This window comes from Flavobacteriales bacterium, from assembly GCA_020435415.1.
Classification (GTDB): domain Bacteria; phylum Bacteroidota; class Bacteroidia; order JACJYZ01; family JACJYZ01; genus JACJYZ01.
Genome location: JAGQZQ010000094.1, coordinates 1 through 12,382, shown reverse-complemented (window position 1 = coordinate 12,382; position 12,382 = coordinate 1). Strand labels below are relative to the sequence as shown.

General features: G+C 44.6%; 11 protein-coding genes and 1 tRNA gene. 7 read left to right on the top strand and 5 right to left on the bottom strand.

Features of this window, described 5'->3' with window-relative positions; genetic code table 11:
* The first annotated feature begins 190 nt into the window (after nt 1–190).
* From KDD36_12675 to KDD36_12655, 5 genes are all read left to right on the top strand, one after another.
* The gene (locus tag KDD36_12675; GenBank protein ID MCB0397505.1) at nt 191–661 is read left to right on the top strand and encodes a rhodanese-like domain-containing protein; all 471 of its coding nucleotides are present in this window, start codon (nt 191–193) and stop codon (nt 659–661) included.
* 89 nt (nt 662–750) lie between these two features.
* Nucleotides 751–1,620 (top strand): universal stress protein, encoded by an 870-nt coding sequence (locus KDD36_12670; GenBank protein MCB0397504.1) that lies wholly within the window; start codon nt 751–753, stop codon nt 1,618–1,620.
* Nucleotides 1,621–1,629: 9 nt separating this feature from the next.
* Nucleotides 1,630–2,484 carry a universal stress protein gene (locus tag KDD36_12665; GenBank protein ID MCB0397503.1) on the top strand — a complete coding sequence of 285 codons (855 nt, stop codon included), beginning with the start codon at nt 1,630–1,632 and terminating at the stop codon, nt 2,482–2,484.
* Nucleotides 2,485–2,939: 455 nt separating this feature from the next.
* Nucleotides 2,940–4,409, top strand: a complete 1,470-nt coding sequence (locus KDD36_12660) for an SLC13/DASS family transporter (GenBank protein ID MCB0397502.1) — start codon at nt 2,940–2,942, stop codon at nt 4,407–4,409.
* 1 nt (nt 4,410) lies between these two features.
* Complete coding sequence (locus tag KDD36_12655; GenBank protein ID MCB0397501.1) at nt 4,411–5,130, top strand: 16S rRNA (uracil(1498)-N(3))-methyltransferase; 720 nt, start codon at nt 4,411–4,413, stop codon at nt 5,128–5,130.
* Here the strand turns inward: KDD36_12655 and KDD36_12650 are convergent.
* From KDD36_12650 to KDD36_12640, 3 genes are all read right to left on the bottom strand, one after another.
* Entirely contained in the window at nt 5,090–5,659 is a 570-nt protein-coding gene (locus tag KDD36_12650; protein ID MCB0397500.1) for an NAD(P)H-dependent oxidoreductase, read from the bottom strand. The two genes, KDD36_12655 and KDD36_12650, sit on opposite strands and share 41 nt — an antisense overlap.
* A gap of 75 nt (nt 5,660–5,734) precedes the next feature.
* On the bottom strand, nt 5,735–6,964 hold the full coding sequence (gene rocD, locus KDD36_12645; GenBank protein ID MCB0397499.1) for an ornithine--oxo-acid transaminase: 1,230 nt from the start codon (nt 6,962–6,964) through the stop codon (nt 5,735–5,737).
* A 567-nt stretch (nt 6,965–7,531) separates the two neighbouring features.
* Nucleotides 7,532–8,944: an L-serine ammonia-lyase gene (locus KDD36_12640; protein ID MCB0397498.1), complete on the bottom strand. Its 1,413-nt coding sequence runs from the start codon at nt 8,942–8,944 to the stop codon at nt 7,532–7,534.
* Between the two features lie 148 nt (nt 8,945–9,092).
* Here KDD36_12640 and KDD36_12635 point away from each other — a divergent pair, with 148 nt between their 5' ends.
* Nucleotides 9,093–9,245, top strand: a complete 153-nt coding sequence (locus KDD36_12635; protein ID MCB0397497.1) for a hypothetical protein — start codon at nt 9,093–9,095, stop codon at nt 9,243–9,245.
* A 122-nt stretch (nt 9,246–9,367) separates the two neighbouring features.
* Here the strand turns inward: KDD36_12635 and KDD36_12630 are convergent.
* Nucleotides 9,368–9,441 (bottom strand) — tRNA-Pro (locus KDD36_12630).
* 224 nt (nt 9,442–9,665) lie between these two features.
* Here KDD36_12630 and KDD36_12625 point away from each other — a divergent pair.
* On the top strand, nt 9,666–9,860 hold the full coding sequence (locus tag KDD36_12625) for a CsbD family protein (protein MCB0397496.1): 195 nt from the start codon (nt 9,666–9,668) through the stop codon (nt 9,858–9,860).
* Between the two features lie 48 nt (nt 9,861–9,908).
* Here KDD36_12625 and KDD36_12620 read toward each other — a convergent pair whose 3' ends face one another.
* On the bottom strand, nt 9,909–11,075 hold the full coding sequence (locus KDD36_12620; protein MCB0397495.1) for a sigma-54-dependent Fis family transcriptional regulator: 1,167 nt from the start codon (nt 11,073–11,075) through the stop codon (nt 9,909–9,911).
* Nucleotides 11,076–12,382 lie beyond the last annotated feature (1,307 nt).

Below are 12,382 nucleotides of genomic sequence, written 5' to 3'. Positions count from 1 at the left end.
ACTGATTCCGGAAAGGTAAGGCCACAAAGCCTTTTCAGCAAATCAGGCTGATCTATTGCATAATTTGGGATGAATTTTTCAGATATCCTTCTGCAAGGTGAAATTCATAATTGTGAATTAACAATGGGACCGGGTATGCAGGTTTGCCATGAATTTATAACTTAGCTGTTGCACTGAGAAACGATAAACGATGACTTCAAAAAGAATTTCCGTTGTTCTTATTTGCACCGTGCAGATAAGCGTCTTTATTGCGCTGGCTGCCGGGTGTAAAAATGATGGAGGGCATGAACTTGCATCTGAGGGGGACGAGACTGGTTCAATTGAAACACCTGCTGTTGGTGTAGTTCGCAGTATTGGTGTGGAGGAATTTGCGCAAACCCTTGAACAGAATCCGGGGAAGATCGTCGATGTCCGAACGCCGGAGGAGTTTTCCGGAGGACATCTTCAAGGCGCCATGAATTTCAATGTAAATGCAGATGATTTTATGGCTCTTTGCGAAGCCGGTCTGGATAAAAGCCAACCGGTTTATGTCTATTGTAAATCAGGAGGAAGAAGTGCTACGGCTGCTAACATGCTCAAGGAGGCAGGTTTTTCAAATATCATCAATATGGAAGGTGGTATCACCGCCTGGAAAGATGCCGGGCGGCCGGTGAACCAATAGCAGATGATTGATTTAAGTCATTTTGTATCCTGACAGCTGTCAACCAATCATAAAATTAAAGCACATACCTTGTACAAAAAAATGAACCTATGAGAAATATCCTGGTACCTACTGATTTTTCGGAACATGCGGATTACGCAACAGAAGTAGCTGCACAAATAAGCAAGAAGACGGGTGCGAAGCTGTACATCTTTCACATTATTAACATGCCTGTGCAATCCGACAGTGACAGATTTGTAGAATATTCCAGTATTCCTGAGGGACTTTTTCTGATCAAGCTTGCCGAGAAGAACTTTGCGAAGCTCCTGAAAAAACCATTTATGAAGGGTGTAAAGGCTGTTACAGCAATTGACTTCGCATCGATTTATGATCGGATTACCAAGCTGGCAAAAAAACACCAGATAGATCTTATTGTGATGGGGTCTCATGGAACAAGTGGTTTCAGGGAGGAATTTATCGGGTCTACCACAGAGAAAGTGGCGCGTCTGGCACATTGTCCGGTACTTACCATCAAATCACAGCATAAGAAATTTGAAGTAAAGAACATGGTCTTTGCGTCCAACTTTTACAAGGAAACAGATCATGTGGTGCCTAAGGTACGGCAGTTTGCAGAGATTTACGGATCCAATATTCATTTACTTAAAGTGAATACACCTTATCATTTTGAAACAACCAGGTATGCGACAAAATTGATGGAGGATATGGCTAAAAAGCATAAAATGCATCATTATTCAGTGAACATTTATAACGATGAGCATCTGGAAAGTGGCCTGATCAATTACAGCAATGACATTAACGCGGACCTTATTGTCATGGGTACACATGGTCGAACCGGCCTTTCTCACCTGATTAACGGAAGTTTGGCAGAGGATGTACTCAATCACGCCACGAGACCTGTGCTGACCCTGAAGATTAAGGAGCCCAAGGTGAAATACGGAACGATTGCTCCGATAAAATAAACGCTGCACATGGCCGCCAAGCGAATTCTTATTGTTTCAGATGGTTCTAATTTTTCCAGGAGTGCCCTTCACTTTGCATTCCGATTATTTCCTGAAGTGCCAAGGCCCCGACTGGTAGGGATGTTTATCCAAGACCTCAGTTACCTGAGCATGTTATCTGTTATGGGTACTGACGAACTTTCCAGGCAGCTTAACTTTACATTTGTGGAGGAAGGATTGAAGGCGGGTGAGCGACAGATCGGAGAATTCATTCAGTCATTTGAGTCGGAGTGCCGGCATGAAGGTTTTCCGTACGAGGTCCATTTTGAACAGGGCTCGGCTGCTGCTGAAATCGTACGTGAAAGTAGATTTTCCGACCTGATCATCATCGGTTATCAGACATTCTTTGCCAACGTTGGTGGCGGTCCGGGAGACCACCTGCTGAAGGATGTACTTAAGGATGCATGTTGTCCAATTCTGGTGGTACCGGAAAATACCAACCCGGTTTCGGATGTTATTCTGGCTTACGACGGTAGCCCCTCTTCTGCGCACGCCTTTAAGCAGTTTTCATACCTGATGCCGGAAGACATGTTGTCCAAGCCTTTGCATGTACTTCACGTCGGAAAGAAGCAAGGGGATACCTTGCCGGCTGAAGAGGAAAAAAGTATTCAGGTTCTGGCCGCATCTCATTTTCCGAAGACCAATGTCACCTATCGTTTCGGTGATGTATCAGGCGAGATACAATCCTATGCTTCAGGCCTGGAGCATTCATTGATCGTGATCGGAGCATATGGACGAAGCCTGTTTAGCATGTTATTCCATCCCAGTGCCTCCGAATCTATTCTTCAGTCTGGACAACTACCAGTATTTATCACCCATACATAAATAAGTGGTTGCAAACCGAGCAAATCGGTTGACCAACATCATTCTCTTTCCTGACCAATGTCATGGCTGGCGATCCGGGCATACCCGATCTTTATCATACAAAACAACAACAACTTAAAGTATGAAAAGTCGAATTATAGCTACCCTGATCGTATTGTTTGTTATCCTTGTGCCATTTCGAATAGCCTTTATTAATGCCTCATTAGACTCCCAATTACTCAATGCCGGCATGATGATTCTGACGATACTTCTTTCAATGGCAGCGGTTGTCATAGGTTCATACCAGCTGTTTGACAAAGGGGGAAGTCAAAGTTCGACGCATTAATCCAAGTACAAGCAACCGGTTCATCGAACGAACTCTTTGTTCCGACCAATCCTGTCCTGATTCATGGTGGACCGGTTGCTTGCTTTTCCTCCTTCCCTAGTGTTCCAAATTTTATAGATTTACGCCCAACATGGGCGGAAAGCGTTTGTTAAAGTTGTTTTTGGGGCCGGTACTTGGCTTTATTGCGGCGATGTTGCTCTCATCGTACGGGCATCCGCCATTGATGTCCCGTATGGCTTTTGTGGCTGTTTGGATGGCAGCCTGGTGGATTACGGAAGCCGTGAACATCTTTTTTACCGCACTCCTTCCCCTGGTTCTGTTCCCTGTTTTGGGTATTATGGGCATGAAGGAAGTGGCACCAAGTTATACCAACGAGATCATCTTTTTATTCGTTGGTGGATTCCTCATCGCCTTTACGCTGGAGAAATGGAATCTTCATAAAAGGATTGCGCTCTATCTTTTACTACGCATTGGAAAAACGCCGGCAACAGTGCTGCTGGGGTTTATGATTGCAAGTTTTTTTCTTTCCATGTGGATTGTGAATACAGCCACCACTATGATGTTATTACCTGCGGTGCTTGCGGTGGTCAAACAACTGGAGGATCAAAGGAAGAAAAAGGAACCGGCACTGGCGACCGCATTACTCCTGGGGTTAGCGTATTCTTCTTCAATCGGCGGCACGGCTACCATTATCGGAACTGCGCCGAATATGGTATTCATGGGTTTCTTTAATGATCACTTCAAGAACCTTCCTGCCATTAATTTCACCAACTGGATTTTGTACAGTTTGCCGGTAGCGGTGCTCTTTCTTATTTGCTGCTACCTTGTGTTGAAAAAGCGATTTCTTAAAGACATCGGCAATGCCCCCATCGATCTGGTGGAATGTGATCGTGAGTACAAACAACTTGGCCCGATGTCCTATGAGGAAAGGGCGATTACGATCGTATTCATTCTGACTGTCATACTCTGGTTCTTTCGGCAAGACATTGTTTTAGGCAACATCACTATTCCCGGGTGGTCCGGCATTTTGCCACATCCTGAATATTTCAAAGATAGCACAGTGGCGATGTTAAGTGCGTGCATTTTATACCTGATTCCATCCCGCAGTGCAACAGGAACGGGTTTGCTTACATGGGATCAGGTGCAGCGCATTCCCGTTGGGATCATATTTTTGTTCGGAGGTGGTTTTGCGTTGGCTGCCGGGATAACGTCCAGCGGATTGTCCGACTGGATTGCCTCAGGTTTATCCGGTTTGCAAGGAGTTCCACCGTGGTTGGTTGTGCTCACGTTGTGTGTGTTTATGACATTTTTCACAGAACTGACCTCCAATACAGCATCAACATATTTACTTTTGCCGATGGTGATGGGGATCACATTGCAGTTCACAGAGAATCCCTTGCTGTTTATGGTGCCGGTGGTATTATCCGCCTCGTATGCATTTATGCTTCCGGTCGCTACACCTCCTAACACCATTGTTTTCGGAAGTGAGCGGGTTTCTATGAAAGACATGATAAAAACAGGACTTATTTTGAACCTCATTGGAGTGGCCATTAATATGCTGGGTATTTATACACTGGCCAGGTGGCTTTGGGATATGTGATATGAACCGATACCGATTTTATCAACCGACGCTTGGACAGGAGATATACTTCCTGAGCCCTGAAGAATCACATCATGCAGTTCGTGTAATGCGCCTTCAGGAAGGTGACTTTATGGAAGTTGTGGATGGTCTTGGAAGGATGGCTCAGGCCAGACTGAAAACGGTTGACCATCAATGTTGCCAGTTCACCGTTGAAGGATGGGTACGGGAAGACCAACCGAATGCTACATTGCACATCGGAATGGCCCCACCTAAGAATATAGATCGGTTTGAATGGTTTCTGGAAAAGGCAACGGAAACCGGAGTGCACGAGATCACTCCTGTGATCTGCGAACGATCGGAACGTAAAAAGTTAAGAATGGATCGCCTTCAGAAAATCCTGATCAGCGCTATGAAGCAATCCCAACGATTGTATATTCCAAAGCTGAACGAACCTGTAGTGTTTGATCAGTTCATATCGGGTTTGTCAGATCATCCGCTTTTTATGGCCCATGCTTCTAAACAGTTTAAGCCGGAAGGCATGTTGCGTGATCAGTTGAAAGAGGGAATATCTGTAACGGTCTTGATCGGGCCGGAAGGTGATTTCACTTTAAGGGAGATTGAATTGGCGAAGCAACAAAATGCAAAGCTGGTTTATCTTGGGCCACGGAGATTAAGAACGGAAACCGCAGGGTTGGTTGCTACTGTGTGTTTTTCCCTATTGAATGACCAGATGGATTGAGCAATGCCTGTTCAAACGTCAAAACGGCGGAAACCAGCGTTTGTTGAAGCTGACTGTCTGTTATGACATGGTTATGAAAATTTTCGTTGAAAGACGGGACACTCAGATGTGAGATGATCTGTGCGTCATGTCTGGGGAAACGTGTCAGTGCGGCTTCCATCACATTCGCTCCTCCTCTTGCCCCTGTGGACGTACTGAGCAGCAACATGGGTTTTCTTCTCCATACTTTGACCTGAATGCGGGATAACCAATCAAACAGATTTTTAAATGCAGCGGTATATGATCCGTTATGCTCGGCGAGAGATAAGATATACCCATCATGTGATTCAAGCAAAGCATCAAAATCCTTTGCTTTCTTGGGATAGCCACTTTCTTTTTCTCTGTCCACCGAGAATACCGGTAGCTCAAAGTCATTCAAATCAACATCTGTAAAAGGCGTTTTCCCAAGAAACGACGCGGCATACAAGGCAAGTTGTTTGTTGATGGATTGCCGGCTATTGCTTCCGGCAAATACGAGCACCTTTTTCATGGAATGGGCTTGGGGATAGTTTGTTTAACTAAGGTAACAAACATTCCTGCCAATCATCGAATGTCTGCTGGATTGCTATGACGCATCAAATGCCATCAGGGTCCGCCTGATGATTTCTATGCACTCGGATAGTTGATCTTCGGTGATGACCAGTGGTGGTGCAAATCGAATCTTATCCCCATGTGTTGGTTTGGCAAGGAGGCCATTTTCCTTTAACATGGAACACAGATCCCAGGCAGTTTTTCCTTTAGGATGCTTGATCACGATTGCATTAAGCAGCCCTTTGCCGCGCACTTCCTGAACAGAAACAGACTCCATTGATCTGAGTTCGTTTCGGAGGATCTCTCCTAGCTTTTGTGCATTTTCGGCAAGCTTCTCGTCTTTTAGAACCTGCAACGCAGCCATGGCCACATGGCATGCAATGGGGTTTCCGCCGAAGGTTGAACCGTGTTCACCGGGTTGGATACAGAGCATAATATCATTGTCGGCCAACACCGCAGACACCGGATAAACACCACCGGAAAGGGCTTTTCCAAGAATCAGCACATCGGGTCTGACATTTTCATGGTCGCAGGCCAGCATTTTTCCGGTACGGGCCAGGCCGGTCTGAACTTCGTCCGCAATAAACAGTACACCGGCTTTTTTACACAGTGCGTGGGCACTGGAGAGATATCCTTCATCCGGAACAAATACACCTGCCTCCCCTTGAATGGGCTCCACAAGTAAGCCTGCCACATGCGGATCCTTTAGGGCATTCTCCAAAGCTGGAATGTCGTTGTAGGGAATCACTTTAAATCCCGGAGCATATGGACCGAACTGACTTCTGGCTTCCTCGTCAGTGGATGCGGAAACCACGGCAACCGTTCGGCCGTGAAAGTTATTCTCGCATACCAGTATGATCGCCTTGTCGGCCGGTATGTTCTTTTTGGTATATCCCCATTTACGGCAAAGCTTGATGGCAGTCTCAACTGCCTCCACTCCTGAATTTATCGGTAAGACCTTATCATAGTTAAAATAGGAAGTGACAAACTGTTCATACATTCCCAGTGCACTGTTGTAAAATGCCCTTGAAGTAAGGGTGAGTTTCTTTGCTTGCGTGATCATCGCATCCACAATACGGGGGTGGCAATGTCCCTGGTTAACTGCGGAGTAAGCAGAAAGAAAGTCGAAATACCTTTTGCCTTCTACATCCCATACATAAACCCCTTCTCCCCTGTCCAATACAACAGGAAGCGGATGATAGTTGTGGGCTCCATAAGTATCTTCCAGTTTTATGGCATCTTCTGTAGTAAGGGTAGCATTCATAATCATCGAGAATTAAATATCGTGCATTGCAAAAGTAATCAATTGAACAGAAGGTGATTGCAAATTTTCCTTTCAAACGTGCGTTTCATATAAGGGAAGAAGGGCCTTGCGTTTATGAATATTTAGCATACTATCAAGAGGTTAGGCTTATGGGAGTTATAAGGGGAGTTGCGGATGAAGATGGTTAAATCCAGGATGATAAATGGGCGGGAGCTCGGTAAATTGTCCCTATTATAGCAGATGACCGTTATGAGAATTTATAGCTGGAAATATGATGCTTAACTATCTCAAAAGTGAACTATACGATAGCTCAATAGATACAATTTGGAGGGAATATTACATTATTAAGTCGGGTATAACGCATAAACTGTTTAGAAACTAACACTGATTTATGAATTGACCCTGTTGTCGTCCAGCCAATGGTAATACATTTGCCCAGTGGATATTTCAAAATGGTCGGGTAGTATGGTCACCTTCGTTTTATTTACCCGGTCAAAGTGAAGTAACTCCGGAGAGAGAATCAAAAGGTTGCCCTCCAAGTACCCTATCTCTCTCTGGAGTTTTTCATTAACATTCCGGAAGATTCACAGGAATACGGGATGCGAGTCCCGCTTCCGATGTTTCCTTGTATTTATGGCTCATATCCTGTGCCGTTTCCCACATTGTTTTTACTACATCATCCAATGAAAGTTTTGCGGTTGCCGGATCGGAATATAACGCGATATTACAGGCTGTTATAGCTTTCATTGCACCCATGGTATTACGCTCTATGCAGGGTACCTGAACCAAGCCTCCAATGGGATCACAGGTAAGTCCCAGGTGATGCTCCATGGCTATCTCAGCTGCCATCAGAACCTGCTTTGGTTTCCCGCCAAACCTTTCACACAGTGCACCGGCAGCCATCGCGCTGGCCACGCCAATTTCTGCCTGACATCCTCCCATAGCAGCTGAAATGGTGGCTCCTTTTTTAAATATGCTTCCTATTTCACCGGCCGTTAACAAAAACTTGATGATATCATCGTTGCCCTCATTCCTGCAAAATATATTGTAATACATCAAAACTGCAGGGATCACGCCTGCGGCACCATTGGTGGGAGAGGTAACGACACGGCCAAACGACGCATTTTCTTCATTCACGGCCAGTGCAAAGCAGGAAACCCAGTTCATGGTTCTTCGAAAAGTGTTTTCGCCCTTTCTGATTTGCTCCTTCCACTCCTCCAAGGTATTGTAGCTGGCTCCTTTCATCAGCATTTCATCCAGGTCATAGGCTCTGCGCTGTACATCAAGACCACCCGGAAGTTTTCCGGTCTTATGGCATCCCCGGTAGATACAATCCTGCATGGCTTGCCAAATGGTAAGCAAACCTTCCCGGATTTGTGCCTCCGGTTTCCAGCAGATCTCGTTTTTCAAAACGACCTCCCAAACGGACATCCCCTCCTGCTTGCAATGATCCAACAGGTCTGAAGCGTTTTCGATGTTGTACCGGAGTTTCACGGCGTTGGTGTCCGGCTCTTCATTTTCTTTTACCACAAATCCTCCCCCAATGGAATAGTATACCTCGTTCTGTTTGGTGCCGTCAGCAAAGGTCACTTCGAACTCCATGGCATTTGAATGAAAGGGCAGTTGCTTGTCGAAATGATACAGTATGCATGTTCCGGGATCAAAAGGAAACGCCCTCCTTCCGGAAAGCATAAGTTGCTTTTGTTCGCGGGTCTGTACAACAATTTTGTCGGCCCGGTCTGCCGATATTTTAGCCGGATCCTCACCACTGAGACCTAACATAATGGCCCTGCCGGTGCCGTGTCCTTTGCCGGTCTTTGCGAGGGAACCATATAGGTGAACTGTAATAGCCGTCACCTCGTCCAACTTTTGTTCGATGCTATCTAACATTCTCAAACAAGCTTTCCATGGCCCCATGGTATGTGAACTGGATGGTCCAATTCCAATCTTAAACATGTCAAATACACTGATCTGCTCCATTCCTACATTATTTTCAGTAAAGGTAAAGGTGTTGGCGGTATTCTTCAAAGTAAAAAGCAGAAAGAGAAAAGTATTTGAAAAGTATATGACAGAGGTCAAAGCGTCCTGTTACTGATGTGGTTTCCCAAGATTTCACAAGAAAAGATAGGTGGATAAACAGGATTACCTGGCGGTGATCCTGGGGGGGAGTGACAAAAGCAAAGCCCTCCTCACGTCGGACTTCCTTTTCTTGAAGTTCCATACAGGAAAAAGACAGGCAGATAAGAAGGATTACCTCACGGTGATCCTTGGAGGGGAGTGACAAAAGCAAAGCCCTCCTGGCGTCGGACTTCCTTTTTTCTTAAGTCGCTTACACGAAAAAGCAAGCTTTTTGTGTGCGCTCCTTAAGAAAAAAGCCATCTCATTCAAGATGGCTTTCTTTTGTCGGGGTGGCAGGATTCGAACCTGCGGCCTCCTGCTCCCAAAGCAGGCGCGATACCGGGCTACGCTACACCCCGATTATTTCGGGGCGCAAGATAATACAATTGATCCAATTATTAAGCTGAAAGAATATATCTGTTGTTGGTATTCTTGCCGAACCTTTCATTTTGCTCCCGTCCGAAGGTCAATGTAAGTGATGCAAATCATCGCTGATATTGAGGCCAATCAACACTTTTGGGTTATATGTAAACTACATTCGATATCAGCTAACCAAGTAAATCAACAAACAAAACCTATTGTTATGAATAACAGACAGCAAAAGAAAATTCAGCAAAACTGGAATCAGGTCAAAGATCAGTTCCAAAATAAATATGCAGACCTAACTGAGAATGACCTGAATTATGTCAAAGGCCAGGAGGAAGAGTTGATAGGTAGGATCCAGCAGCGTACCGGAGATTCCCGTGAGAAGATAGAAAGGCTTATTGACCAGGCCTGATCTTCCCCGAGTAATTTGGAAAGAGCCGGGAATTTCCCGGCTCTTTTTTTATTCAAGCAATCCGTATCCAGTCATTTTATTGTAAAGCGTCTTTCGGTCGATCCCAAGTTGTTCGGCTGTTCTGGATTTGTTATAGCTGTTCAATTTCAATACTCTGAGGATGGCCTCTTTCTCAGCAGCCTCTACAATGGATTTCAAATCGGTAATTTGCTCGGACGTCAGACCGGCTGCATCGGAAATAGCCAATAACTCGGGATGACATATTTCTTCCGGAAGGCAGCCGGGGTGGACCTCATCAGTATTGCATAACAGGATCGCTCTTTTAACAACATTCTTTAGCTCTCTCAGGTTACCTGGCCACGGGTAAGCCTTAAGTTTTTGGATAACATCAGCCTGGAAACCGCTGACATTTTTTCGGAGTGAGTCGTTTGATAGCAATCTGAAGTGATCGGCGTATACCATGATGTCTTCCTTTCGGTCTCTGAGTGGTGGAATCTCTATGGTAAATTCATTCAACCTGAAGTAAAGGTCCTCTCGGAACTTTCCATCCTTAACCGCGTTTCGTAGATTTTCATTGGTTGCTACCAGTAGTCGAATGTCCACTTCAATATCCTGTGTGTCGCCAATGCGCCGGACCTTTCGCTCCTGAATAGCTCTCAACACTTTCATTTGGTTGTCATACGATAAGTTGCCAATTTCGTCAAGGAAAAGCGTTCCTTTGTTGGCCACTTCAAATTGACCTTCCTTATCCATGAAAGCACCGGTAAAGGCACCCTTCTTATGACCGAAAAGCTCGCTTCCTGCCACTTCATCCGGAAGAGCGCCACAATCAATGGTTACAAACGCTTTGTCATGTCTTTCGCTGCTGGCATGAATCATTCGTGCTACATATTCTTTACCTGTCCCGCTTTCACCTAAAATAACCACGGACATATCAGTTGTGGCGATCAGATTAATATCCTTGCTTAGTTTTCTTGCAGCGTCGCCCTTTCCTTCAATAAACCTGAAGGTTGAATTCATATTGATACCGGATCTTGACTTTTTGGAAGCCACACCACCGGCTTCATTATTGGAGGTCTTTTTTTCTTCAATTGCCTTATTGATTAGTTCCAGAATCATTTCCGGGTAAATCGGTTTGGTAACGTAGTTGAACGCGCCGAACTTGATCACTTCTACTGCCGCTTTGATATCGGAATAACCGGTAATGATGATCACCTGGGTGTCTCTGTTTATTTTTTTGAAGCGATAAATACCTAATTTTCTGTGATTTCGCCGTTGTAATCCGTCGGAATGGTTGGGGTAAAAGCATTGTGGAGGAATCCGATAAATTCTGACCGGATACAAAAAAAGCGCTACTCAATTGAGTGCGCTTTTTTCAAGTGTAACGATAGGATTACTTCGTGATCCTGTATTATCCGTGCAATGGATCAAAACCATGCGGCCCCGCTATCGCGTGTCCTGCCATATTTTGTAAACCTGATTTTTGGGAAGGATTACTTCGTGATCCTGTATTATCCGTGCAGTGGATCGGAACAATGCGGCCCCGCTATAGCGTGTACTGGTGTATTTTGTAAACCTGATTTTGGAAAAGGATTACTTCGTGATCCTGCATTATCCGTGCAGTGGATCAAAACAATGCAATGTTCCGTTTCACTTCACATTGAGCTGAATTCCGCTTCAGAAAACCTCAAGCAAGCTTGATTTTTCTTTCACTCCTTTCAGCCTGCCATTGTTTTGATCATCAAGTGATCGCGACAGGATTCGAACCTGTGACCGTTCCGGTCAGAAGACCGGAATGCTCTATCCAACTGAGCTACGTTATGGAAAATTAAATGCGTGATCTTAAACCCGACGCTTATTACTAGTACTGGCAACGGTTTTTCACTTTAGCGATAGTGCTTCAGCGCAAACCCCTTTTCTTTGATCACCAAGTGAACCCGACAGGACAATTGTCGAACCAATATGACGAAGATTTGAAGAAAATTATTGAACTGAGTGAGTACCTGAAAGCCGCTTGACTTTGGATAAAAGGGATCTTTTCTTGATTCAACTTTAAGCCAAAAAACTAAAAGAATTGGCTTAAAGTTGATACCCTGTTTTATTACCTTTCCTGTGTAGAAAGGGAACCTATTTAGTACCCCTTTTCACACAAAGGATATGGATTATTATGTTACGTATGGAGAAATAGCCCCTAAAAAGGATTATTTCTCTGTATAGAAAGAAACCTTGAGTGTTTTATATCTGCACGGTGACTACTACTTTGGCAACTTTTGCTCTTGTATCGTCAATAGATAGTTTGAAATAGGGAGGGTTTGAAATAACAATATCAAACCGCTCAACTGGTTCACAATAAATATGTCTGTATAGAAGAAGAGTTTTCTATGGATGCAATTCTTAGCCATAATTTCAACAAAATTGGCTTAAAGTTGCCCCCAATTTGTTACCTCTCCCTGTAAAGAAATATACCTTGAAAGGAGTTATTCTTTCTAATGTTAGTCAGTATTTCGATTAGATGAGAAATG